The following is a 24460-nucleotide window of genomic DNA, read 5'->3' as shown; positions in this document are numbered from 1 at the left end:
AAGTTATTACTCAATAATCAACAGTCAGTTGGAATTATTGGCTATTGACTACTGAGATATTAGCTAAACAACTGCCATCGGACGGCTACCAGCAGCGTGACGATCAATCACTTGGTCAATTAAGCCATATTCTCTGGCTTCCTCTGGCGACATAAAGAAGTCTCGTTCAGTGTCTTCAGCAATTTTTTCCAAGGGCTGACCAGTGTGTTCGGCTAAATAATCATTTAGCCGTTGCTTGTGATAAAGAATTTCACGAGCTTGAATTTCAATATCAGTTGCTTGTCCCCTGGCACCGCCCAGAGGTTGGTGAATCATCATCCGAGAATGGGGAAGACTCATCCGCTTACCTTTGGCACCTGCACTGAGGAGAAAAGCACCCATACTGGCAGCCAGCCCGGTACAAATGGTGCATACATCCGGTCGGATGTGCTTCATTGTATCAAAAATGCCCATCCCTGCCGTCACCGAACCACCAGGAGAATTGATATACATATAAATGTCTTTCTCCGCGTCTTCGGCATCTAAAAATAGCAGTTGGGCAACAACCAAGTTAGCTACGTTGTCATCAATCGGTTGTCCCAAAAAGATGATGCGCTCACGCATCAGTCGTGAGTAGATATCAAAGGCACGTTCGCCACGACCCGATTGTTCAATAACGATAGGAATCATGCAGCCTGCTTGTAATTAATGTACATACATTTTACCGATTACAACGGCTGATTGTTTTCCTTCGCAAACCTAAACCCCTTTCTTCTGTTGGTGAATCTATATATTTCGCTCATCCTTGGAACAATTGTGTCGTTTTTGGGTCAAAAGTAACTACGTCATTTTGCTGGCAATAGACTCGATGTCATCATCCCATCGGGTTAATCAATAGTACAAGATGTATTCAAGAAGTATGATTTTGCAATTCAAAAACATCTACCTAAAGAGAGGAAACTGCCATGCTAGAAAAATTTTTGCAAGCCGCGATCATCACCTTCTTACTTCATCTGATTGTAGGATTGACTTCAAATAACACAATTAATACTAGGGCAGCAAAATCCCCAGGTACACTGTCAACACCAATAGCTTCACTGCTGAGTTTTCTAGATTAAGAAAATTTCACAGATGAATTCAGACATAGGTGTCCAAATCTTTAATATGACTGCACATAGTAAACAACTTGTAAATAATCACAATAATATAAAACAAACCTGCCTGCTGAAACTGCTAGATAGTTTAAGCAGGCAGTTTTTGTTTGTGTAATGATAACACCACTTCATCATCGTTAAGTATTTTTGCCAAAATTACATCTATATTTAAGAGCAGATCCACGGGCGGCACACCAACCGCTATGAATTCTTTTCTTGTGCTTTGTTTCATTCACATCTTGCACCAGTTCCAACAGCTTGGAGGCGACAGCCCCCAAACCCTCATTACCAGATTCAACCTGTTAATGAGAACTAGAGCCTCGGCTCTCTCAATAGTAGGGCAAAGCCCTTCCCGCAAGATATGATGCAAGACTCTCATGGGAGACTGCCCACAATCAGGCATGAAAAATCGACCACCGATACACCAGTATAGATACAGATACATACAGATGGGTTACGGGTGTGCTCCACTAGCTTTCTTTTAACCCTTTTTCAGGACAGTCCCGATGAAACAAGCTTCATCACCAAATATGAAAAAGGTTTTTTCTCCTACACCCCAAATCCTTATACCCCCACACCCTCTTTCAAGTCAGATATCACTTCATCAAGTACGACGTTATTCACACTCAGGCTTTAAAGAACACGTTAGACTGACATTCAGAAGGTAATACCTGATGTCTAATCATGACTAATCGCCTTGCTGAAGCTAAAAGCCTCTACCTCCGCAAACACGCCGAAAATCCTATCGATTGGTGGCCTTGGTGTGATGAAGCACTCGCCACTGCAAAAGCGCAAAATAAACCTATTTTTCTCTCCATTGGCTACTCTAGCTGCCACTGGTGTACTGTTATGGAAGGAGAAGCGTTTTCCGACCCGGCTGTTGCCGAGTACATGAACGCCAATTTTATCCCTATTAAAGTAGATAGAGAAGAAAGACCAGACCTCGATAGCATTTATATGCAGTCTTTGCAGATGATGAGCGGGCAAGGAGGTTGGCCTTTAAATGTTTTTCTTTCTCCAGAAGATTTAGTGCCGTTTTACGCTGGTACATACTTTCCATTGGAACCACGCTACGGTCGTCCAGGGTTTTTGCAAGTTCTGCAAGCGATTCGCCGTTACTACGATACAGAAAAAGAAGATTTGCGCGATCGCAAAGCAGTAATTTTAGAGTCGCTTCTTACCTCTGCGGTGTTGCAATTTCAGGGTACAACACAAGCTCAAGACCGTGAATTACTACGAAAAGGCTGGGAAACCAGCACGGGGATCATTACTCCCAATCAATACGGTAATAGTTTTCCGATGATTCCTTATGCAGAATTAGCTCTGCGGGGAACACGATTCTCGTTCCCTGGTTCTACCTGGGAACGCGAATCTAAATACGACGGCAAGCAAATTTGCACCCAGCGAGGACTTGATCTGGCATTGGGCGGAATTTACGATCATGTGAGTGGAGGGTTTCACCGCTACACAGTTGATCCCACTTGGACTGTGCCTCACTTTGAAAAAATGCTCTACGACAATGGTCAAATTGTAGAGTACTTGGCTAATCTTTGGAGTGCGGGAGTACAGGAACCTGCCTTTGAGAGAGCGATCGCACATACTGTGCAATGGCTGAAACGAGAAATGACGGATATATCAGGTTACTTCTGGGCTGCTCAAGATGCCGATAGCTTTATCACTGGTGAAGAAACTGAACCAGAGGAGGGAGCATTTTATGTCTGGAGTTACAGTGAACTAGAGCAATTACTTACTCACGAAGAACTAACAGAATTACAACAATCGTTTACAGTTACCGCTAACGGCAACTTTGAAGGTAAGAACGTACTGCAAAGGCGTCATCCAGGAGAACTGAGCGAAACGTTAGAAACAGCGTTAACGAAATTGTTTGTAGCTCGGTATGGTGCAACCCCTGAATCGCTACAAACTTTTCCACCCGCTCGCAATAACCAAGAGGCAAAAACAAGCAATTGGCCTGGTCGAATTCCATCGGTAACAGATACTAAAATGATTGTTGCCTGGAATAGTTTGATGATTTCCGGCTTGGCAAGAGCGTATGCAGTATTCCGACAACCTTCTTATTTGGAACTAGCAACTCAGGCAGCGAACTTTATCTTAAATAATCAGTTTGTAAATGGGCGGTTCCATCGTCTTAATTATGAAGGACAAGCAACCGTACTAGCTCAATCTGAAGATTACGCCTTCTTTATCAAAGCCCTATTGGATTTACATACTTGTTGCCCCGATCAAAAAAATTGGTTAGAAAGCGCGATCGCTCTCCAAGAAGAATTTGACGAATATCTTTGGAGTGTCGAATTAGGTGGATACTACAACACATCCAGCGATGCAACTCAAGATTTAATCGTGCGAGAGCGCAGTTATGCAGATAATGCCACACCTTCTGCAAATGGAGTAGCGATCGCAAATCTTGTGCGTCTTGCTTTGCTTACCGACAATCTCCATTATTTAGATTTAGCCGAGCAGGGCTTGAGGGCATTTCACTCTGCCATGAATCATGCTCCCCAAGCTTGCCCAAGTTTATTTACCGCCTTGGATTGGTATAGCAATTCGACTTTGATTCGCACTACAACCGAGCAGATTAACTCATTAAGTTCTCAGTATTTGCCAACTGCTGTATTCACCGCAGAATCAAAATTACCACAAGGTAGTGTTGGGCTAGTTTGCCAAGGTTTGAAATGTTTGCCAGCACCTGAGAGTTTAGAAAACCTGTTGCAGCAGGTACAGCAAAGTCAGACTAGGGGATAATACCAATTGACGTGAGGACACAAAGACGCGGAGTTAGAGGACGCGTTTTAAACGTATAACTATGAACAAGCCACCTGTACTTAAAAACATTAACCCGATGATTCCAGCAGGAAGCGACATGGAAGTAGCGATCGCGTTTTATGAGCAACAGCTTGGCTTTACAACTATCCATAAAGAAGGCGAGCCAGTGAGGATGGCGATCGTCCAACGAGATGGGGCGACAATTTTTCTGCTTAAGAACGATGATAAACACCTGGCAGAATGGACAAGTTTTCGTGTCTTTGTTGATGGTATCGAGCAACTTTACGCAGAATTTCAAGCCAAAGGAGGACAGATGATTCACCCAAACGGTAAGCTAGAAACTAAACCTTGGGGAATGAAAGAGTTTGCCGTGATTGATCCGGCTGGTGTGTGTATCACTTTTTATGAACCAGCAAACTGAGAAAATTCAGCAATGTAAATTAACTGCGATCGTTCTCGCAGGTGGTAAGAGTACGCGCATGGGGACAGACAAAGCCTTGATCCCGATTCAAGGAGTGCCGATGTTGCAATTTATTTGCCGCATAGCTGAGGCTTGTGCTGAAAAAGTCTACGTAATCACTCCCTGGCAGGAACGCTATCAACACTTGTTACCTCCCAAAAGCCAGTTCATTCAGGAAGTACCTTTACCAGGAGAAACTGGCAACGAACCTAGAACCCACGGGCCACTTGTAGGATTTGCTCAAGCACTGGTATATGTAGAAACAGAGTGGGTGTTGCTGCTAGCTTGCGATTTACCCAATTTACGGCTAGAAGTTTTACAGAAATGGGCAGTTGAACTTGATCGCTTACCCCAAGAAGCGATCGCTGCTTTAGTTCAAAAAGATAATAGATGGGAGCCGTTGTGTGGCTTTTATCGGCGTCGTTGTTTACCAGAATTAAATCAATATATTGAGCAGGGCGGGCGATCATTTCAGGAGTGGCTAAAGCAGTATCCAGTACAAGTATTACCTTTGCCCGATCCTAAAATGCTATTTAACTTTAACAGTTATCAGTAATAATTTATTTTTACCCTATCTCCTGTTCCCTGTCCCCTATCCCCTGTTCCCTGTTCACCGATTTAAGTTTAAAATAAGAATCCACACATCTTGCACCTCGTCTTGAACACCCTTGTACTAAAGTACAAGTCTCATAGCTAAAGTCCGTTGAAACGGACTGAAAGATATGTTTAGTAAGCTTTAGCTTACTTTTGCTTTCAGCCAAGAAATTTATTTCTTGGTGGTCAAAAAACAAGTGCAAGATATAATAATCCACACTTAATAGCCAGTGTGGCAATACTCATCACCTTAATCACTGCTCCCCTAGCCTCTGTCGGCGAAGATGAAACATACCCTTTCAGTACTTGTAGAAGATGAAGCGGGTGTTCTATCCCGTATTTCTGGTTTATTTGCCCGTCGTGGCTTCAACATTGAAAGCCTTGCTGTCGGCCCAGCAGAGCAGTCAGGTATTTCTCGCATTACAATGGTCGTACCTGGTGACGATTATGTGATTGAGCAACTTACAAAACAACTTTACAAGCTCATCAACGTTTTGAAGGTACAGGACATCACCGAAATTCCTTGTGTAGAGCGAGAATTAATGTTGTTGAAAGTTAATGCTACTAGCACCAATCGCTCAGAAGTTGTTGAATTAGCACAAATTTTCCGGGCGCGAGTCGTAGATGTGGCAGAAGATTCTCTAACTTTGGAAGTTGTGGGCGATCCAGGTAAAATGGTAGCGATCGTGCAGGTATTACAAAAATTTGGTTTGAGAGAAATAGCCCGCACTGGTAAAATTGCCCTGACTCGTGAATCAGGAGTAAACACTGAGTTGCTGAAATCTTTGGAAGCAAAAGTTTAGCGATCGCCAGAGAAATATTTAGTTCATAGAAATTTTAGTCGAAGGAGTTTGGAGAGCCGATCAATTGGCAAACACTTCTTCGACTTTTGTTATATCTTTAACCTAAACTCCAGCACAAAGTTGATGGAACAAACTCAGGAGTTATAAATTAGAATAACTCTAACTAAATAGGTAGGCATAATCAAACATAAAATGCTTGTTCACAAAAACTAGATAGGATAAGCTTTTATCTTCTAGCTAAAGTAGTTGAGTGTGTAGTGACTAACATCACCTGGCATGGTGGATAGGTAAATAAGCAACATAACTCACATTTACTTTCCTTGTCCTAATTTCCTCTAGCCCCATGCTTTCTAATTACTGAATTTTTAATCCTAGATTCTGTACTTTATATTCTTCTTACAACCAAAATACAAACGATTGTAAATAAATAGCATCACTAAAGTATCAATCAAGATACAAATCAGTTACAAAATAAAAAAATAAAGAAATAAGTTGCATGAAACGAAATGTTTAATTACTATTAAATTGTTCAGGTAAAAATCCATTGAGCAGAAATCTATCGATTTTACTGAACAGATTGTGATAGTTTGCTATATGTAAGTAATAAAATCCTTGATTGGATGATAAAAGAGGATTAAAGCCTCTATTAGAGAGAGATGATGATATATAGCCTCTACTAGAGAGAGATGATGGTATATAGCCTCTATTGAAAGATTTTGACCTGAATAGGGTGATAGCTAGTATTACAAGCGCCGAAGAGCTATTTTCAGATTTCCACAAGAAATTTTCACCATTTGTGAAGTATTTGGTGGAAGTATAAATCGTGTGGTAAAAATAAAAATTTCATCAATATGTGTTAAATGTGTCAATTTTATCTACACATTTATCTAAGCATTTTTTGTTTAAACAAATGGCAGCAAAGCTGTTACTGATTTTTTGACTATTTACATACAGTAGCCTGAACGCACGACCATGAATTTACTATTTTTTGTTTCTCATTGGTTGATACAAAAATCAAGCAATATATTGCTGAATAAATTGCTGAAAATGAGAAACAGGCATTGGTTAATACTCGACATCAGTATTTTCGCCACTACACCCCTATTAGCTTTGATTCTACGCTTAGATGGAATACCTAGCCTAGAAGCATATCTGCCAAACTTAGCATTTGCCACAATCCTATTTTTGCTGATCAAACAATTCATTTTATGGAGTTCTGGTTTTTATCGCCGTTACTGGCGCTATGCCAGCATTGAAGAACTCACATACATCGCTATGTTGATGGCAGCAGCGATTATCATACAATCGTTTTGTTTTGATGTGATTCATAGCATCCCAAACTCTGTTTTCAGTGGACTTCCACGTTCATTGCCATTAATTGATGGACTACTTTCGTTTATTTTCATCGGTGGTTTGCGTTTCAGCATCAAAGCAGTAGAAAGAACCAACAAAAAACGAGCAGTATTTAACCCCTCACAACGAGTACTGATCGTCGGGGCTGGTAACGCCGGAGTGACTCTACTGCAAGAAATGCAAACAAATCCTCAACAGGGTTTTTATCCAGTTGCCTTTGTTGACGACGATCCCCAAAAACTATATGCACACATTCGCGGTGTTCCTGTAGTGGGCGATCGCCACAAAATACCTGATATTGTCAAATCTTTGCAAATTCACAAGGTGATTATTGCAATGCCAACAGTTGCAGGAAAAGTGATTCGAGAAATCGTTGATATTTGCAAAGCTACCGGCATTCAAACCAGTACTTTACCAGGAATACATGAAATCCTGAATGGACGAGTAAGAGTGGATAGCATTCGTGATGTGCGGATTGAAGATTTACTCAGGCGTGAACCAATACAGACAGATATTGGACGAGTTGCGGAATTTTTGGCAGGCAAGAGAGTACTAATTACAGGCGCAGGCGGCTCGATTGGTAGTGAGCTTTGCCGTCAAATTTACAAATGTCATCCTGCCCAAATGATGCTAATGGGGCATGGTGAGAATTCTGTGTTCAATATTCAGCAGGAATTAGAACAACTAGTTCAAGCACTTAAAGAAAATGGCAAGGCAGAACAATACACTCCTAGTCTTCATATCTTCATTGGCGATATTCGTTACCGCGATCGCCTTAAACACGCCTTTGAGCGATTCCAGCCAGATGTGATTTTTCATGCCGCAGCCCACAAGCACGTTCCTTTGATGGAATTAAATTCACCAGAAGCAATTACTAACAACGTACTGGGAACAAAAAATTTAGTGGATCTGGCGCTGCAATACAAAGTTCAACATTTCGTGATGATATCTACAGATAAGGCAGTCAATCCCACCAATGTGATGGGAGCAAGTAAAAGAGTTGCAGAAATGTTGGTATTGCAAGCAGCAAAAAAAAGTGGCTTATCTTATGTTGCTGTGCGCTTTGGTAATGTTTTAGGTAGTCGTGGCAGTGTTGTCCCGACTTTCACTAGGCAAATTTTAGCAGGAGGCCCCGTCACAGTTACCCATCCGGAAATCCGCCGCTATTTCATGACGATTCCAGAGGCAGTGCAATTAGTGTTGCAAGCAGCAGTAATTGGGCATGGTGGAGAAGTGCTGATGTTAAATATGGGACAGCCAGTGAAAATAGTTGATTTGGCAAAGGAATTGATTCGTCTTTGTGGATATGAAGTCAACAAAGATATTGAAATTGTCTTTACTGGTTTGCGTCCGGGTGAAAAGTTATTTGAAGAGTTGTTTATTGAAGGAGAAGAGTACGAACCAACTGAGCATGAAAAGTTGTTAGTTGTCAAAAATGCGAGTCGAATTGTTCCAGATAATTTGACTATAAGTGTTGAAGATTTATGCAAGGCTGCGGCTAAGAATCATACGAATTTAATTCTGTTTCTACTTGAGCAAATTGTACCAGGGTATAAGCCAAAATATCTTGAAAGTCATGTTTTGGTAGATACAGTAGCAAATAACAATTTACTTGCAGGAACAAATGGAAAAATTACAGTCAGAGTGAAACCAGGAAGTGTATGAAAAGTTTTGTATTAGCAAATTTCAGACTAAGCTATCGAAATTTTATTACTGATTATGAAGTTATAAACTTATGCAACATCAAATCAATCAAACTAAACTCAAACTTTCTCCGATAGTGCAGTCAATGCTACGCTGTCCTATATGTAATAGTGAATTGGTAGTGCGTAGTGAAGATAGCCAATGTATAAATTCTCAATGTCAGGCTTTATTCCCACACAAAAATAGAATACCAATTTTGATTAATGAGAGTGCTAGTATATTTTCGATTGATGACTTTGTTAATGAGCGAAAATTATATTTTGATTTATCTCCTAAAAATCAATTTCTGGAAACTCTAAAAAATTTGGTTCCAAGTATAAGCTTAAATCTCAAAGCGAAAAGAAACTATGAACAATTTTCTAAAAAATTGCATATGCGTTGCATACATCCTAAAGTTTTAGTAATTGGTGGTAGCATTTTAGGTAAAGGCATAGAAAATATTGTTGAAAACTCCAATTTAGAAATAGTAGAAACTGATGTTTCATTCGGCTCTCGCACAACTTTGATTTGTGATGCTCACAACATACCTTTCGCAGATCGTTCTTTTGACGGTGTCATCATACAAGCTGTATTAGAGCATGTCGTTGACCCCTGGTGCTGTGTAGAAGAAATTTACAGGGTTTTAAAAGATGATGGGCTAGTCTATGCGGAAACCCCATTTATGCAACAAGTACATGGAGGATGCTATGACTTTACTAGATTTACTTTTTTAGGTCATCGTCGTTTATTTAGAAAATTTGAGGAAATTGAGAGTGGAGCAGTAGCTGGGCCGGGAATGGCATTAGCTTGGTCTTACTCATACTTACTTTTGAGTTTTACAACATCAAAGTTTTGGAGAAAGCTGATTGGATTATTTGTCAGAATCACAGCATTTCCATTAAAGTATCTCGATTACTTATTGATTGATTGTCCGGGTACTCTCGATGCCGCCTCAGCTTATTACTTCATAGGTAAGAAAAGCCAAAAAATTCTGTCAGATAAAGAGTTGATTAAACTTTATCAAGGAGCTTGCTAAAGTTAGGAAATTTTACAGTAATGGAACAAATTAAACCACTAACGTTACGTCATAACTTCTCCTGGACTTTTATTGGTAATACTATTTATGCAGCTTGTCAGTGGGGAATGCTGGTGGTAATGGCTAAACTTGGTAGCCCTGAAATAGTTGGGCAGTTTACCTTGGGGCTAGCGGTAACGGCACCTGTATTCATGTTTACTAATCTCCAGTTACGAAGTATTCAAGCAACAGATGCAAAAAAACAGTATCTATTTAGCGATTACTTAGAATTGAGACTGATTGGTACAGGGTTTGGACTGGTGGCGATCACAGTCATTACTTTCTTAGCAAAATATCCTTGGGAAATATCGCTAGTTATTTTGTTGGTAGCTTTAGCAAAGGCATTTGAATCGATCAGTGACGTCTATTATGGCTTGCTCCAGCAACACGAACGCATGGATCGCATTGCCATATCCTTGATGATTAAAGGGCCTTTATCATTGACACTGCTAGGAATGGGAGTATATCTATCGAGTGGTGTTGTCTGGGGAGTCGTTGGATTGGTATTTGCCTGGAGTGTGGTTTTATTTGTCTACGACATTCCGAATGGTGTTCTAATACTGGACGCCTTACCAAAATATCGTTGGCATCTTGTCACTCTTAAAAATTTGGCATGGCTGTCTTTACCTTTGGGGTTGGTAATGATGCTTATCTCACTCAACACCAATATTCCTCGCTACTTTATTGAGCAACATTTGGGTGAACGGGAACTGGGAATTTTTGCAGCCATAGCTTACTTGATGGTCGTAGGAAGTATGATTGTCAATGCTTTAGGGCAGTCAGCCAGTCCTAGATTAGCTAAGTATTACGCTGCCGGAAACACCATAGCTTTTCGCAGACTTTTGTTAAAGCTAATAGGAATTGCTCTATTGCTGGGCGGAGGTGGTGTTTTGATTGCTGTGGTTGGTGGTGAGCAGATCCTAACTCTTTTGTATCAACCTGAGTACGCTCAACATACAAGTTTATTTGTTTGGCTGATGATTGCTGCTGGGATTGGTTATGTGTCCTCCTTCATGGGATATGGAATGACCGCAGTGCGATACTTCCGCATTCAATTACCGTTGTTTGCTGCTGCAACAACTAGCTGTGCTATCGCTTGTTTGTTGTTAGTACCCAGGCTGGAATTGCTAGGAGCGGCGATCGCTTTATTAATTTCAGTCATTGTCCAAGCAGCTATTAGTTATGGAGTAATCATTCATGCATTACACAAACTCAATCGATACAACCAAACACAACAAAAATCTCCTATCTAGCAAGCATTATCCGATACGTATTCTGCACGTGGTTGGGGGAATGAATCGGGGTGGCATCGAAACTTGGCTAATGCACATTTTGCGGCACATTGATCGCGATCGCTTCCAAATGGATTTCCTCGTTCACACCGAGCAAGCCTGTGCCTACGATCAAGAGATTCGCGCCTTAGGTAGTCAAATTATCCATTGTCCTCTGAATCGCTTGCAGCCTTGGATTTACGCTGCTAACTTTCAGCGAATTTTAAAAATGTACGGTACTTATGACGTTGTTCACAGTCACGTTCATCACTTTAATGGTTACATTCTCCGTTTAGCTCAACGCTCAGGAATACCTATCCGGATTGCCCATAGCCACAACAATACTTCTTGTGTTGAAGCGAAAGCCAAATGGTATCGACGTTTGTATCTGGATTTGATGAGAGCTTGGATTGCTCGATATGCAACGTTAGGTTTTGGATGCAGCCACCAAGCAATAGCAAATCTATTTGGTTCAGATCAGCATATCCATCCTCATCGACAGACTCTTTACTACGGAATTGACTTAACTGTATTCCAAGATCCTGTTGATGTGGTTGCCGTTCGCTCTGAATTAGGGATTCCCAAAGATGCCTTTGTGATTGGACACGTAGGTAGATTCGAGCCACAAAAGAATCATGTATTTCTTTTGGACATCGCCGCAGAGGTTGCCAAGCAAGAACCAAAAATGCACCTTTTACTAGTGGGTGTTGGCTCTCTACGCGCAGATATAGAGCAGAAGGTTGCTCAAATGGGCTTAGGCGATCGCGTCATTTTTGCAGGTAGCCGACCTGATGTACCACGACTAATGCGGGGTGCGATGGATGTCTTCCTCTTGCCATCTCTCTACGAAGGATTAGGTTTGGTTTTAATTGAAGCACAAGCAGCAGGATTACCCTGTATTTTTTCGGATGTTATTCCACAGGAAGCAGATGTAGTCAAGCCTTTGGTGAAGCGAATATCCCGATCACAATCAGCCTCTGCATGGGCAGAAGCGGTTTTAACAGCACCAAACAATTCATCAGCTCTCACCAAGTTAGATGCCCTAAATATTGTCGAAAAGAGCGCTTTCAATATTGAGACAAGTGTAAAAAAACTGTTAGAAGGCTATGAAAGTCAATTCTTTAAATACTGATATCAATACTAATTCTTTCTCGCTGTTTTTGTGGGAACTACCGTTCTGGTTAAGTTTTTCCTATTGGTCACTGCTAGCAGATACTTTAACTCCAAAGTTTGAATTTCTATCAATACCTGTCAATGTTAAAGATTTGGTCTTAATTGGGGTTGCTTGCTTCTACTTGTTACTAATAGTACTTACCAATTTTGGCAGCACCGCCAAATATAGACAATGGAATTGGCATTGCCACTTACCAATCTTGACAGTTGTTTTACTGTTTTACGCTCTTGTATCTATACAAGGAAGTGGTATGGATGCAAGCAATGCCAGAGCAATGACATACACTCTAACTTTGACAGCATCTGCTTTTTTACTTGGCTATATTCTACTGGCAAGAAGATCCGTTACATCTGTGCGTCCATTTCTATGGCGACTGACAGTTTATCTAGCTGTACTAGGATTACTCTACTCAGCAGCCTCTTTATTCTCTTTAGGTATGGCAGATGTAAGAGCCGATCTGAATGCGGGAGGAAGTGAGTTTGGAATAGTACGTGTACAAGGGCCTCTTTTTTCTTCTTCCACTGGATATTTCATTTTAGTACCAGCCTTAGCCTTTGCTATTCAAGAGTTCATGAAAAATCATGCTCAACGTTTATTTAAGTTGGCTATTATCATGGCTCTAACACTAACTATTATCGGTCTTGGTTCGCGGGCTGCCTTATTAACTATGTGCTTATTTTTTCTATGCTTATTCCTATTTATGAAAAATAAAAAACAAGCAGTAATTGCTGCTATAATAATGATTATTTTAGTCTCCACAGCTACAACAATTATTTATTCAAAAGCTAGTAGCGATCGCATTAGAACCTTTGAAGATTCAACTCGTTCAGATACATACTTTACTTCTTTTCAAATTATTAGTCATCGAAATACTGAACTGAATATTACTGGTTCTGGTTATGGCTCTTATTGGCCTTGGTATCTTACAGATATGGATGACACTAGAGTTAGTTTTATGAATGGTGCTCCAATCGTTTTGGTATATCCCTTTGGATATTTGTTATATCATCCCCACTCAACTTTTCTACTGTGTGTTGTTGAATTAGGAATTCCTGGTCTCATGTATTTTGGAAACCTGTGGATTATTTTAATTAGGCTCCTCTTTCGCAGCCAGCAGGGAATTGAATCTGCTATTTTTAATTGTGGAATTTTTGCTTCGGGGTTTTCAATGTTTTTTGATTTTTTTATTTTTAAAGGTGGACAAATAAGTTTAATATGGTGGGCTTATCTATTTGGTGCTTTAGCATTAAACTTTAATCTTCAAAATGAACAAATAGAGAAGAGTAAGCTAGTAGAAACGCAAATTCATTGAAGTTAAATAAGCAAAAATATTAATGTCAAAAATTAAATCATCAAAATTAATATCTACCAAGATTATTCTTTCGAGTTAAATTGTGATTTTGCCTAGATATTATCTAATTCATCATAGAATACATATGAGCTATAAAGAAGAATTAGCCTTAGCATTCCATAATTACTACCGTAGTTTTAGTTTTCCACGCATTTCTAGAAATACGATCCGTCGAATACTCTTATTAGGTTTTATACTCGTGATGCTTTCAGTCATGATGCACCTGTCAACAGCATCGGTACAATCCCAAGGAAGCACAAAAAAATTGATCCAGTCTGGCTGGGATATGCCAACCCCTAACTTTCTCCGAGAGCATATTAAGCAGATGGAGCAGCGTCCGTTTGATGGCGTAATTGTTAAACTCAACGCGGGTAGAGAAGTTTTTAAGAAAAAGCCCTACCCAGATACAGCATTCACTCAAGATCGAAAAGACCTTGCTGCTACAAACTCCTCCAAACTCACTAATAACTTCATAGTCATGTGGTCTGCAAGTGAGGAAGGGTGGGACTGGTTCAACGATACTGACTGGGCTGCTGCTGAAAAGAACATTCAAAACTTTGCTAAGGCTGCCAAAGCTGGTCGCTTCAAGGGCATCGCTTTTGATCCAGAGCCTTACGGTTATACCCCATGGCACTATGAGGTGCAACCCCAACACAATAGCAAGACATTTCAAGAGTATCAACAGCAGGTGCGAAAGCGCGGTGCTCGGTTTATGAGAATCTTGCAAACAACGCAACCTCAGACTGAAGTGTTAACACTTGGTCTGTTGAGTTGGATGAAAGCTTTATTGGTAGAGACAACCGATCCAGCAAAATTGCAGCAGCAACTAGTCAACCATAAATATGGGCTGTGGCCAGCCTTCATCAACGGTATGCTCGATGCAGCGCGCCCTGGTTCCGTCATCATTGATGGTAACGAAAGCGCATACTACTTTTACCGTGGAGCTTGGTTTGGAGCAATACGTGACATCATCCGCAATGAAGCACGGGCATTTGTTGAGCCGATAAACACTAACAAGTATGACAATCATGTGGAGGTTGGTCAAGCCGTCTATATGGATCTTGTACTTGACCTGTTTGAGAAGCCTGCTAACAACGCTAAGAACGCCTGGTATGGTATGAGAATGCCGCATTTTCTGTCACAAAATGACCGACTACGGTTGTTAGAGTACAACACCTACCATGCGCTCCGGACTGCGGATCGATATGTCTGGATTTACGGAGAGAGAATGAATTGGTGGCAAAACCGCATCCCCAAAGGTGCTGAGGATGCGATCAGAAGGGCTAAGACAAAGATTCAAACAGGAAAACCACTTGGGTTAAATATTAACGCCGCCACCGAAAAAGCATTGAACAAATGTAAAGTAGTTAACCCGAAATGTTGATTATGAATGTTGTTGTAATACTTGAGCATCGTTTTGATCGCACTCCGGATGGTGCTGTGTGGACTCAAACAACCTTTGCTCATCAGTTCTGGAAGCGCTATTTAGAAGTTTTTGATAGTGTACGTGTGGTAGCGCGTGTCCGTGAAGTTCCTTTGATACCAGTCGGCTCAAAACGTGCTGATGGCGAAGGAGTTTCATTTGCAGCAGTACCATACTATGTTGGCCCGTGGCAATATTTGCAGCGATCGCATCAAGTCAAAATTGCTGCCCAAAATGCAGTTAATGTCAACGATGCTGTAATTTTACGTGTAGGTTCAACAATTGCTAACTGTGTCCAACCCTTGTTAGACAAAACTGGACATCCCTACGGAGTAGAAGTTGTAGCTGATCCCTATGATGTCTTTGCTTCTGGCTCCATTAAGCATCCCCTCCGCCCCCTTTTTCGCTGGTTTTTTCCCCGCCAACTGCAACATCAATGTGCTGGAGCCTGCGCCGCCGCCTATGTCACCAAATATGCCCTTCAGCGTCGGTATCCACCAGCTAAGGGAGCTTTTTCGACTCACTATTCTAGTGTTGAATTACCTAATACAGCTTTCGTGGCTTTTGCTCAATCACCTAAGCAGGAAATACACAAATTTACTCTTATTAGTGTAGGCACACTAGCTCAACTATATAAAGCTCCAGATATACTGATCAAAGCTGTTGCTGTATGTGTAAAAGAGGGATTAGACCTTCAGTTAATTCTGATTGGCGATGGTAAGCATCGACCCGAATTGGAGATGCTAGCTAAAAATTTAGGGTTAGAAAAGAGGGTCTACTTTCGAGGTCAATTGCCTGCTGGCGATGCCGTGCGTGCCGAGTTGGATCGGGCAGATTTATTTGTCTTGCCATCCTATCAAGAAGGTTTACCTAGAGCAATGATAGAAGCAATGGCGCGATCGCTACCATGTATTGGTTCTACAGTAGGTGGCATTCCTGAACTACTACCGCCTGAAGATATGGTACCACCCGGTGATGTGACAGCTTTAGCCAAAAAAATTCAGGAAGTAATAACTAATCCAAAACGCATGGCTTCCATGTCAGCTCGCAATTTAGAGAAAGCCAAAGAGTATACAGATGAAATTTTGCACGCCAAACGAATTGCATTCTATCGATATGTGCGCGAGCAAACACAACTGTGGTTAGAGCAAAACAAGGAATAGAGATTGATTATGAAAAGCTTATTAATGGTTGCTACCGTTCCAGAAACCCTCAAGGGTTTTCTTCTTCCCTTTAGCTCTTCCCTTCGCACTCAAGGCTGGCGGGTGGATGCTATGGCATATAGAATATCTAGTAGCTTAGAATGTTTGCAGGCATTTGATCGCGTTTGGGATATAGAATGGTCGCGTCAACCTTTAGATCCTAAGAATTTACTGATTGCTCCACGCATTATCCAAGAGCTAATAAAGCAAGAAGAATATGACATAGTTCATGTCCACACACCGGTGGCGTCTTTTGTTACTCGCTACGCTTTAAGAAATAAAAGAAAAAATCAAAGATTCCAGGTAATTTACACTGCTCATGGCTTTCATTTCTATCGTGGTGGCAAACTATTAAGAAATGCGGTATTTCTGGCTCTAGAAAAGCTAGCTGGCAATTGGACAGACTATTTGGTAGTAATTAATCGTGAGGATGAGGAAACAGCGAAACAGTATAAGATTGTTTCACCAGAACGAATCTGTTATATGCCAGGAATTGGTGTAGATTTGAACTATTACAGTCCTGATGCAATTTCAAAAACAGAACTTGAACAGGTACGCAAAGAATTAGGGTTACAACCAAATACTCAACTGTTTTTGTCGGTAGCTGAGTTTACTCCTCGCAAGCGCCCTCAAGATGTGTTAAAAGCATTTGCTCATCTGAATCGACCAAATACTTGTTTGGCTTTTGCTGGTAACGGATTTCTCATGGAACAAATGCAATCTTTGGCATCTCAACTGAAAATGGAAAATCAAGTCCGTTTTTTAGGTAATCGCCAAGATATTCCAACTTTAATGCGTGCGGCTGTAGCTACTGTGCTTGCTTCTGAACACGAAGGATTACCTAGGTGTGTGATGGAGTCCATGTGCATGGAAATTCCAGTTATTGGTACAGATATTCGGGGAACTCGTGACTTACTAACCGAAGGTTGTGGTCTATTAGTAAAAGTAGGAGATATAGAAGAACTTGCTAAAGCGATGGCTTGGATTTTAGATCATCCCCTAGAAGCTAGCAAAATTGGTAAGCAAGGAAGAGAACGCATGAGTTTTTATGATATCAAACACATCATTAAATTGCACGAAAGCTTATATACCGAAGTGATGCTGTCATCTTCAACCTACTCTGAGTCACTTTATGTATAGCTGCTAATCATACCTAAATAAAAAGTGTTTTGTATCTATGGATAATAGATTTTTGGATGGGAGAATAGACTTATTTTCTGGTAAAGTTAAGTCTGAGTTTTGGACAGATAAAGAGTGGCGGGAATTTGAGCAAGCTTATCTCAAAGAACATAAATACATAAGAGCGCAGCTAGTATTAAAACGCTTATTTGATATTGCGATCGCTCTTCTAACACTAATAATTTTGTCACCTATCTTTTTGCTAGTTGCTTTGGCAATAAAATTTAGTTCTCCGGGGCCGATTTTATTTTGTCAGGAACGTTTGGGAAGGTTAGGAAAACCATTTACAATCTATAAATTTCGTACAATGGTTGATGGAGCAATCCATATTGGATCTGGTATCAACACATTCAAAGGCGATCCTCGCATTACATCCGTTGGTAAATTCTTACGTGAATATCATCTCGATGAATTACCCCAACTTTTCAATATTCTCGTTGGCGAAATGAGCTTAGTCGGGCCGCGACCGCTATTAATTTCAACTCTATCAACATACAAAAACTGCCAAAAAAAACGTTTATTAATGCCACCAGGTTTAACAGCTTGGGAAGCAGTAAACGGTGGCTTGGAAAATAGTTTGGATGAACGGATCAAGCTAGACATTTGGTATGTCAACAACTGGAGATTTTGGTTAGATATAGTGATTATTTTACGAACAATTCCAGTAGTTCTTCGCAAAGAAGGAGTTTATGAAAAAGAAGGTATTTTGACATCTACAAACCAAACCAAAGAGTAAAACCCATTATAAACTTTAGAAGAATAACCAGTTGATATGAAAATAGCAGTAATTCACCAGCCACAGTATTTACCTTATCTAGGCTTCTTTCATAAGCTCCAACAAGGTGATATTTTTGTGGTTATGGATAGCGTTCAGTTTCAGAGGCGTGGTGTTCAACATCGCAACCAAATCAAAACTTCTCAAGGAGCGCAATGGTTAACTGTACCAGTTCTCCATCGCTCAAGAGATGAAGAGCGCATTAATGAGATGCTCATAAACTCAGAGTTTCCATGGTCTCACAAGCATTGGCATACTTTGATGACCAACTATTCTCGTACTCCTTACTTCGATAAGTATAGTGCGGGACTCGAAGAAATACTCAGTAGAGAATGGAATAATCTTTGCCAACTCGATATGGCGTTAATTGAATGGGTGATGGAGACTCTGGGTATCAAAAAGTCAATCATATATATGTCTGCATTGGAAGTTGAAGGTAACAAATCGGAACTACTAATTGATATTTGTAAAGCTGTAGGAGCCGATACTTACTTATCAGGTTCTGGAGGAAAAAATTATATGGATCTGGCAGCGTTTGAAACTGCTGGCATCAATATCTTATGGCAAGAGTTTAATTATCCATCATATGTTCAAGCTTTTCCTGAATTGGGCTTCATACCCAATCTATCAATTGTGGATACCCTGTTTTGCTGTGGCCCAGAAACTAAAAAATTCTTAGAGCTTAATTGAGGAAAACTATGAGCAACAAGATACTAGTTATTGCACCTCATCCTGACGATGAAGTGCTGGGTGTTGGAGGCACAATAGCTCGATTTGCGGCTGAGGAAGCTGAAGTTTATGTAGTGATCGTGACCAAAGGTTGTCCACCAGATTATTCAGAGGAGATGACTCAAAAAGGACGCCAAGAGGCTTTAGCTGCGCATCATATTTTAGGTGTTAAAGAAACTATATTTCTTTCATTCCCCGCAGCTAGATTAGATGCTGTCCCCCATCGCGATGTGAACAGACAACTTTTTGAGTTAATCAAAAAATTTCAACCGGATACGCTTTTTATTCCCTTTTATGGTGATATTCACATGGATCACCAAAGAGTTTTCTTATCGTCTTTGGTGGCAGCAAGACCAAATAATCCTTATGCTCCAAAAACAATATATGCTTACGAAACACTCTCGGAAACAAACTGGCACGCTCCTTATCTAACAACTAACTTTGTTCCTAACGTTTTTGTTGATATTTCTCCTTACCTGGAGACAAAATTGGCAGCTATGCAAATGTATGCCTCACAGGTTAAACCTTTTCCCGACGAGCGTTCTGAGGAAACATTGCGGGCATTAGCTACTTTACGCGGCAGCACAGTCAATCGTTTTGCTGCCGAGGCTTTTTATCTAGTGCGACAAGTTATCTGATTAACCAGTACCAAAGTTATGGCTAAAAGTATCGTTACTGGAGCAGCAGGATTTATTGGCTCTCATTTAGTCGAAGCATTGTTAAAACAAGGAGAAGAAGTAATAGGTATTGATGAATTTAATGATTACTATGTTTCAACCTTGAAGAAAAAGAATATTGCACACTTGCAGAGCCATCCTGGTTTCACACTCATCGAAGGCAATATTCAATTTTTGGAATGGCAACCACTTCTGAAAGATGTTGATATTGTTTACCATCAGGCGGCACAAGCTGGGGTAAGAGCAAGCTGGGGTCAAGGCTTCCATGCTTACACCGAACGCAATATCAACGCTACACAAGTTTTGCTAGAAGCTGCAAAAGAGGCTCCGAATCTGAAAAGATTGGTGTTTGCCTCTACTTCCAGCGTGTATGGTGATGCTGAAACTCTACCCACTCATGAGGAAATTTGTCCAAAACCAGTTTCCCCTTATGGGATTACTAAACTAGCAGCTGAAAGGTTATGTGGACTTTATCACAAAAATTTTGGCGTGCCGTTTGTGTCCTTACGCTACTTTACAGTTTATGGCCCCAGGCAGCGTCCGGACATGGCGTTTCATAAGTTTTTCAAAGCAATTTTACAGAATGAGGCAATTCCTGTCTATGGTGATGGACGGCAAACACGAGATTTTACCTTTGTCAGTGATGTTGTCGCAGCCAATTTAGCCGCCGCCACGGCACCCCAAGCTGTGGGCAAAATCTTTAATATTGGTGGCGGTAGCAGAGTGATGTTAACGCAAGTCCTAAACATAATTGAGGAAGTTGTCGGACATTCCATACAAAGGAAGCATATTGAAAAAGCAATGGGAGATGCTCGTCACACGGCAGCCGATGTATCCAAAGCGCGGATGATTTTGGGTTATGAACCGCAAGTTTTCTTGAGGGACGGTTTAACTCAGGAATGGCAGTGGGTTAAGCGCTTATATACATAACTGAAGCATAATACCGCAAACTCGATCAGCTCAAAAATATCGTCTGAAGTGACACAAAAAATCAATCAAGTAATATACAGCAAATGCAATGACAACTGTAGCGATCGCCAATAATACAGATACTAAAAATCCTAACAAACCGTATCAATTTAGACGTTTTCTTGACTTGCAATGGTCTGATATCAATTGCGATCTACATATGCACACTACTTGGACAGATGGCAAAGCCAGAGTTTCAGACATCCTAGAGTTGTCTGTTCAAAAAGGTTTGAGTTGTGTAGCTTTTACAGAGCATGTTCGCAAAAGTACAAATTGGTTTTCAGAGTTTGTACAAGAAGTCAGATCGTATGCAGAGGTTCATCCTCAACTTCGGGTGCTAGTTGGTTGTGAAGCGAAGGCTCTTGATACCAATGGTGAATTTGATGTCTCAGAAGAAATTCTGGCTGAATGTGATTTGGTATTAGGTAGCGTTCACCGCTTTCCCAATGGACAAGGAGGATATATCAATGTGTCTGGGTTGACGCCAGAGGAGTTTATCCGAATTGAATTTGAACTAGCTCTTGGCTTGCTGAAATTTGCTCCTATAGATGTGTTAGCTCATCCGGGTGGTATGTATTCTAGGCTTCATGATGAGTTTCCGGCAGAGTTAATGCGCGAGTTAATGAAAGTTAGCTTAGAACGAGGAATTGCTATAGAAATTAATACGTATTACCTGCGTAATTTACACCATTTCTTAGAGTTATGTGCAGAAGTTAATCCTTATGTTTCTATTGGTTCAGATGTACATCGTCTTGAACAACTGGCTAATTGTCGAGATCAATTACACGAATTAGGAGTTGCAACGCCATGAAAGTCTTAGTAACTGGAGCCGGTGCTTTGTTAGGTCAAGGCATTATCAAGTGCCTACGGATGTCTGACATTCCTTACCATATTATTGCAGTAGATCCCGATCCTCGCTCTGTTGGGTTGTATTGGGCAGATCAAGCATATTTAGTTCCCCTTGCGAGTAATCCATCTTATTTAGATGTAGTCTGCTGTATTCTTGAGCGTGAAAAACCTGATGTCGTCTTGATTGGTACAGATACAGAACTGATGATATACGCTCAAAACAAACTAGAACTGGAATCTCGGTATAAAACACGAGTCATTGTTAGCCCACCCCATGTTATCCAAATTGCTGATGATAAATGGTTGACATATAAGTTTCTCCTGGAAAATGGATTTCCTTATCCCAAATCTGTGTTGCCTAACGGAATTTACGATCTGTTGCGGGAATGTGATTTTCCGTTAATTGTTAAACCTCGGATTGGTGCTCGCTCTATTGGTGTTCACCTTGTCAAGAATGAGGAAGAATTAAATCAAGCATTGTGTTGTGTGGAGAATCCTATCATTCAAGAATGTGTTGCTACTGCTAATCAAGAGTATACCAGTGGCGTGGTGGTAGACATGGAGGGAGTTGTTAAGGCAGTAGTCACCATGAGGCGCGAACTACGGGATGGTAATACTTATCGCGCTTATGTCGAACCTGATGCTCCTTTCAATTCTTTACTAGCTAAGATTGCAGAACAACTTGATGGGGTTGGTCCTTTAAATTTTCAATTTCGAGTTGATCAAGGAATTCCTAAAATTTTTGAGATCAATGCCCGTTTCTCTGGCACATCTCCTTTGCGCGCTCATGCTGGATTCAACTCGGTGGACTATCTCATCAAACATTATGTTCTGGGTAAGCCGATTCCGGTGCCTCAAGTACGAGCGATCGCTATGTTTAAGTATTGGAATGAAATTATAGTTGAACCAGAGCAACTTGAGCTATTCACAAATAATTTAGGACTTGTCAATACCGTGGTTGCATAAACACTCAAATTCAATCACAAAAGTAAAGAAGTACAGCTAATGAGTTCTATACAAATGCTGAATGTTACAGAAGCTGTCCTCAATTCTATGACGGAAGAAGAATTTGCAAACTGGCAAATAGAGCAGGGAAAGCAGGTTATTTACCATCAGGGTTGTTACTGGCACCAGTCAATTACGGGTTTTTATGAACCCCTTCATTGGCTTGCTCGCTTGAGTGCGGAGCAGGCAACTTGCCCAGTGTCATTTTCTTGGGGATTTAGGGCAGCTTTGTACAACAAAAATGCCACAGCAGCCAATGGCTCAATACCTGTTCACTTGTTATCTAATCTTCAAAACTATGGTTTGCACATCTTGTCAGCAAATCGTAGGAAACATCTGCGTCAGTGTCAAAAGAAAGTAAATATTTTCCAGTTAACTTGTCCAAATTTACTGCAAGAGCAAGGATATGAAGTTGTTCTTTCAGCCGCAAAACGAACAGAATATTTGCAAGCACCGTCAAAAACAGAATATCTTACCAGATTGACAAACTACATAGATACTAAGCGCCGATTAATACTGGTAGGTCTGATTGGTGATAAATTGGGAGGCTATATTTCCGGATATGCTGTCAGTGGAACTGCTTATTTCGAGCATCTTTATATCTCAACGGAGGCAATAACAACAAATATTAACTTAGGGTTAATATTTGAGTTTGTACAAGCCTGCCAACGTTCTGACACAATCCATGAACTTGTCAATGGTTTGCACTCACCTGAAGATGAAAAGCTTTGTATTTTTAAGGATGGAATAGGCTTTTCAGTCGAGCATATTCCAGCTAGAGTGCAAATAAATCCTATCATCGCCCAAGTAATTCGCTGGCGATATCCACACAAATATTATCGCTTAACAGGACGGAAAGAACGGAAGTAAACATAGAAATTTTTGCTCCTCACCATGAATATTAAAGTCATTGATATCACTAATCCTTTGTGGTTACAAACTCTGGCACAGCTCCGTTATGACATTTATCATTTGCCTGAGTATGTGTATTTAGAGTCGAAAAGAACCAAATCGATTCCTGAGGCTATTGTGATAGTCGATGAGGAAAAAATCTTTTTTCTACCTTACTTACTACGTCGATGTGATGATTTATTTGAAGATGAGCTTACAACAGAAGTTTTTGATATTGTCTCGCCCTATGGTTATCCTGGATTTTTATTAAATGAAGCAGCATCTAATACTCCAGAGTTTTTAAACTTGGCAATAGGCAAACTTACAGAAGTATTGCGGGATAAACAAGTTTGTTCAGGATTTATCAGACTTCATCCCATACTTAACCAAAATCTGAAGCAAATAAACAATGAGATTTTGAAAGAAAGTGGTACGACAGTTGCTATTGATTTGACACTAAATGCTCAGGATATTTGGCATCAAACAAGACCAGCGCACCGCAATAAAATCAACAAATGCAAGCGTTCTGGTTTTAGAGCTAAAATGATGCCTCTTCATAAATACATCAATGAATTCAATCTAATTTATGAAGAAACAATGAATCGAGTAGAAGCTAAAGACTTCTATTATTTTGGGAAAAAATACTTTGAAGATATCGCTGATTTTTTCGGAGATAGACTTCATCTTTGTATTGTGGAATTTCATAAACAAATAGCTTGTGCAGGTTTATTTGCTGAATGCTGTGGAATAGTGCAGTATCATCTCGGCTGTACACAAACAAGGTTTTTGAAAGATGCTCCTAGTAAGCTAATGTTTGACTATGTTAGATTCTGGGCAAAGGAACGTGGTAACCAAGTTTTTCATCTGGGTGGTGGAGTAGGAAGTTCTCAAGATAGTTTGTACCATTTCAAAGCAGGTTTTTCTAAACAAAGCCATATCTTCTCGACACTACGGCTAATTACAGACGAAGAAAAATATCGCCATCTAGTTGACTTGCGGGCAAAAACTTTAAACATTCAGACGGAAGAATTACTTAAATCAGATTTTTTCCCTGCCTATCGTTCTTAAGAAGAAGAGATA

The 24460-nt window shown here is 40.5% G+C and carries 23 protein-coding genes; 21 read left to right on the top strand and 2 right to left on the bottom strand.

The genetic code is table 11. The annotated features are described in order from the left end of the window. Positions 1-63 precede the first annotated feature (63 nt). Positions 64-669: an ATP-dependent Clp endopeptidase proteolytic subunit ClpP gene (gene clpP, locus QUB80_RS31785; protein ID WP_289793448.1), complete on the bottom strand. Its 606-nt coding sequence runs from the start codon at positions 667-669 to the stop codon at positions 64-66. Positions 670-944: 275 nt separating this feature from the next. Between clpP and QUB80_RS31780 the strand changes: the two genes are divergently transcribed. Continuing rightward, positions 945-1097: a QAALIT motif small membrane protein gene (locus QUB80_RS31780; RefSeq protein WP_289793447.1), complete on the top strand. Its 153-nt coding sequence runs from the start codon at positions 945-947 to the stop codon at positions 1095-1097. Positions 1098-1221: 124 nt separating this feature from the next. Here the strand turns inward: QUB80_RS31780 and QUB80_RS31775 are convergent, their stop codons facing one another. Further along, positions 1222-1365 carry a hypothetical protein gene (locus QUB80_RS31775; protein WP_289793446.1) on the bottom strand — a complete coding sequence of 48 codons (144 nt, stop codon included), beginning with the start codon at positions 1363-1365 and terminating at the stop codon, positions 1222-1224. A 452-nt stretch (positions 1366-1817) separates the two neighbouring features. On the opposite strand from QUB80_RS31775, the gene QUB80_RS31770 reads away from it, so the two are divergent. From QUB80_RS31770 to QUB80_RS31675, 20 genes are all read left to right on the top strand, one after another. Continuing rightward, positions 1818-3896, top strand: coding sequence for a thioredoxin domain-containing protein (locus tag QUB80_RS31770; RefSeq protein WP_289793445.1), 2079 nt, complete (start codon positions 1818-1820; stop codon positions 3894-3896). A gap of 61 nt (positions 3897-3957) precedes the next feature. After that, entirely contained in the window at positions 3958-4338 is a 381-nt protein-coding gene (locus tag QUB80_RS31765; RefSeq protein ID WP_289793444.1) for a bleomycin resistance protein, read from the top strand. Continuing rightward, positions 4322-4933, top strand: coding sequence for a molybdenum cofactor guanylyltransferase (locus QUB80_RS31760; RefSeq protein ID WP_289793443.1), 612 nt, complete (start codon positions 4322-4324; stop codon positions 4931-4933). Before QUB80_RS31765 ends, QUB80_RS31760 begins: the two co-directional genes overlap by 17 nt. Before the next feature lie 322 nt (positions 4934-5255). Further along, positions 5256-5774: an acetolactate synthase small subunit gene (gene ilvN / locus QUB80_RS31755; RefSeq protein WP_016875905.1), complete on the top strand. Its 519-nt coding sequence runs from the start codon at positions 5256-5258 to the stop codon at positions 5772-5774. 972 nt (positions 5775-6746) lie between these two features. Then, positions 6747-8792 (top strand): polysaccharide biosynthesis protein, encoded by a 2046-nt coding sequence (locus QUB80_RS31750; protein WP_289793442.1) that lies wholly within the window; start codon positions 6747-6749, stop codon positions 8790-8792. 70 nt (positions 8793-8862) lie between these two features. Beyond that, positions 8863-9846, top strand: a complete 984-nt coding sequence (locus tag QUB80_RS31745; protein WP_289793441.1) for a methyltransferase domain-containing protein — start codon at positions 8863-8865, stop codon at positions 9844-9846. Positions 9847-9866: 20 nt separating this feature from the next. Continuing rightward, complete coding sequence (locus tag QUB80_RS31740; protein ID WP_289793440.1) at positions 9867-11138, top strand: lipopolysaccharide biosynthesis protein; 1272 nt, start codon at positions 9867-9869, stop codon at positions 11136-11138. Then, positions 11083-12288, top strand: a complete 1206-nt coding sequence (locus tag QUB80_RS31735) for a glycosyltransferase family 1 protein (RefSeq protein ID WP_289793439.1) — start codon at positions 11083-11085, stop codon at positions 12286-12288. Before QUB80_RS31740 ends, QUB80_RS31735 begins: the two co-directional genes overlap by 56 nt. Positions 12289-12580: 292 nt before the next feature. After that, a complete protein-coding gene (locus tag QUB80_RS31730) occupies positions 12581-13642 on the top strand; it encodes an O-antigen ligase family protein (RefSeq protein WP_289793438.1) in 1062 nt (353 codons plus the stop codon). Between the two features lie 253 nt (positions 13643-13895). Continuing rightward, on the top strand, positions 13896-15065 hold the full coding sequence (locus QUB80_RS31725) for a hypothetical protein (RefSeq protein WP_289793437.1): 1170 nt from the start codon (positions 13896-13898) through the stop codon (positions 15063-15065). A 2-nt stretch (positions 15066-15067) separates the two neighbouring features. Beyond that, the gene (locus QUB80_RS31720) at positions 15068-16267 is read left to right on the top strand and encodes a glycosyltransferase family 4 protein (RefSeq protein ID WP_289793436.1); all 1200 of its coding nucleotides are present in this window, start codon (positions 15068-15070) and stop codon (positions 16265-16267) included. A 9-nt stretch (positions 16268-16276) separates the two neighbouring features. Beyond that, entirely contained in the window at positions 16277-17446 is a 1170-nt protein-coding gene (locus tag QUB80_RS31715) for a glycosyltransferase family 4 protein (protein WP_289793435.1), read from the top strand. Between the two features lie 37 nt (positions 17447-17483). Beyond that, a complete protein-coding gene (locus QUB80_RS31710; protein ID WP_289793434.1) occupies positions 17484-18221 on the top strand; it encodes a sugar transferase in 738 nt (245 codons plus the stop codon). Positions 18222-18257: 36 nt separating this feature from the next. Further along, the gene (locus QUB80_RS31705; RefSeq protein ID WP_289793433.1) at positions 18258-18950 is read left to right on the top strand and encodes a WbqC family protein; all 693 of its coding nucleotides are present in this window, start codon (positions 18258-18260) and stop codon (positions 18948-18950) included. An 8-nt stretch (positions 18951-18958) separates the two neighbouring features. Further along, entirely contained in the window at positions 18959-19627 is a 669-nt protein-coding gene (locus tag QUB80_RS31700) for a PIG-L deacetylase family protein (protein ID WP_289793432.1), read from the top strand. A gap of 18 nt (positions 19628-19645) precedes the next feature. Then, positions 19646-20596 carry an NAD-dependent epimerase/dehydratase family protein gene (locus tag QUB80_RS31695; protein ID WP_289793431.1) on the top strand — a complete coding sequence of 317 codons (951 nt, stop codon included), beginning with the start codon at positions 19646-19648 and terminating at the stop codon, positions 20594-20596. Between the two features lie 88 nt (positions 20597-20684). Then, positions 20685-21446, top strand: a complete 762-nt coding sequence (locus QUB80_RS31690; protein WP_289793430.1) for a PHP domain-containing protein — start codon at positions 20685-20687, stop codon at positions 21444-21446. After that, positions 21443-22450 carry an ATP-grasp domain-containing protein gene (locus QUB80_RS31685; protein WP_289793429.1) on the top strand — a complete coding sequence of 336 codons (1008 nt, stop codon included), beginning with the start codon at positions 21443-21445 and terminating at the stop codon, positions 22448-22450. Before QUB80_RS31690 ends, QUB80_RS31685 begins: the two co-directional genes overlap by 4 nt. A gap of 39 nt (positions 22451-22489) precedes the next feature. Beyond that, positions 22490-23359, top strand: a complete 870-nt coding sequence (locus tag QUB80_RS31680) for a hypothetical protein (RefSeq protein ID WP_289793428.1) — start codon at positions 22490-22492, stop codon at positions 23357-23359. 24 nt (positions 23360-23383) lie between these two features. Next, positions 23384-24448: a peptidoglycan bridge formation glycyltransferase FemA/FemB family protein gene (locus QUB80_RS31675; RefSeq protein ID WP_289793427.1), complete on the top strand. Its 1065-nt coding sequence runs from the start codon at positions 23384-23386 to the stop codon at positions 24446-24448. The last annotated feature ends 12 nt before the right edge of the window (positions 24449-24460 follow it).

This window comes from Chlorogloeopsis sp. ULAP01 (assembly GCF_030381805.1).
In the GTDB taxonomy this organism is placed as follows: domain Bacteria; phylum Cyanobacteriota; class Cyanobacteriia; order Cyanobacteriales; family Nostocaceae; genus Chlorogloeopsis.
The sequence above is the reverse complement of the archived record's forward strand: the minus strand, read 5'-3'. Positions and strand labels throughout refer to the sequence as shown.

What these genes read in the sequence shown, in the direction of transcription:
- QUB80_RS31675 (WP_289793427.1), top strand. Translation starts at nt 23,384, where the DNA reads ATGAATATTAAAGTCATTGATATCACTAATCCTTTGTGGTTACAAACT.
- QUB80_RS31705 (WP_289793433.1), top strand. Translation starts at nt 18,258, where the DNA reads ATGAAAATAGCAGTAATTCACCAGCCACAGTATTTACCTTATCTAGGC.
- QUB80_RS31720 (WP_289793436.1), top strand. Translation starts at nt 15,068, where the DNA reads ATGAATGTTGTTGTAATACTTGAGCATCGTTTTGATCGCACTCCGGAT.
- QUB80_RS31740 (WP_289793440.1), top strand. Translation starts at nt 9,867, where the DNA reads ATGGAACAAATTAAACCACTAACGTTACGTCATAACTTCTCCTGGACT.
- QUB80_RS31695 (WP_289793431.1), top strand. Translation starts at nt 19,646, where the DNA reads ATGGCTAAAAGTATCGTTACTGGAGCAGCAGGATTTATTGGCTCTCAT.
- clpP (WP_289793448.1), bottom strand. Translation starts at nt 669, where the DNA reads ATGATTCCTATCGTTATTGAACAATCGGGTCGTGGCGAACGTGCCTTT.
- QUB80_RS31700 (WP_289793432.1), top strand. Translation starts at nt 18,959, where the DNA reads ATGAGCAACAAGATACTAGTTATTGCACCTCATCCTGACGATGAAGTG.
- QUB80_RS31770 (WP_289793445.1), top strand. Translation starts at nt 1,818, where the DNA reads ATGACTAATCGCCTTGCTGAAGCTAAAAGCCTCTACCTCCGCAAACAC.
- QUB80_RS31710 (WP_289793434.1), top strand. Translation starts at nt 17,484, where the DNA reads ATGGATAATAGATTTTTGGATGGGAGAATAGACTTATTTTCTGGTAAA.
- QUB80_RS31690 (WP_289793430.1), top strand. Translation starts at nt 20,685, where the DNA reads ATGACAACTGTAGCGATCGCCAATAATACAGATACTAAAAATCCTAAC.
- QUB80_RS31780 (WP_289793447.1), top strand. Translation starts at nt 945, where the DNA reads ATGCTAGAAAAATTTTTGCAAGCCGCGATCATCACCTTCTTACTTCAT.
- ilvN (WP_016875905.1), top strand. Translation starts at nt 5,256, where the DNA reads ATGAAACATACCCTTTCAGTACTTGTAGAAGATGAAGCGGGTGTTCTA.
- QUB80_RS31750 (WP_289793442.1), top strand. Translation starts at nt 6,747, where the DNA reads ATGAATTTACTATTTTTTGTTTCTCATTGGTTGATACAAAAATCAAGC.
- QUB80_RS31745 (WP_289793441.1), top strand. Translation starts at nt 8,863, where the DNA reads ATGCAACATCAAATCAATCAAACTAAACTCAAACTTTCTCCGATAGTG.
- QUB80_RS31775 (WP_289793446.1), bottom strand. Translation starts at nt 1,365, where the DNA reads ATGAAACAAAGCACAAGAAAAGAATTCATAGCGGTTGGTGTGCCGCCC.
- QUB80_RS31715 (WP_289793435.1), top strand. Translation starts at nt 16,277, where the DNA reads ATGAAAAGCTTATTAATGGTTGCTACCGTTCCAGAAACCCTCAAGGGT.
- QUB80_RS31725 (WP_289793437.1), top strand. Translation starts at nt 13,896, where the DNA reads ATGATGCACCTGTCAACAGCATCGGTACAATCCCAAGGAAGCACAAAA.
- QUB80_RS31730 (WP_289793438.1), top strand. Translation starts at nt 12,581, where the DNA reads ATGGATGCAAGCAATGCCAGAGCAATGACATACACTCTAACTTTGACA.
- QUB80_RS31760 (WP_289793443.1), top strand. Translation starts at nt 4,322, where the DNA reads ATGAACCAGCAAACTGAGAAAATTCAGCAATGTAAATTAACTGCGATC.
- QUB80_RS31735 (WP_289793439.1), top strand. Translation starts at nt 11,083, where the DNA reads ATGCATTACACAAACTCAATCGATACAACCAAACACAACAAAAATCTC.
- QUB80_RS31685 (WP_289793429.1), top strand. Translation starts at nt 21,443, where the DNA reads ATGAAAGTCTTAGTAACTGGAGCCGGTGCTTTGTTAGGTCAAGGCATT.
- QUB80_RS31765 (WP_289793444.1), top strand. Translation starts at nt 3,958, where the DNA reads ATGAACAAGCCACCTGTACTTAAAAACATTAACCCGATGATTCCAGCA.
- QUB80_RS31680 (WP_289793428.1), top strand. Translation starts at nt 22,490, where the DNA reads ATGAGTTCTATACAAATGCTGAATGTTACAGAAGCTGTCCTCAATTCT.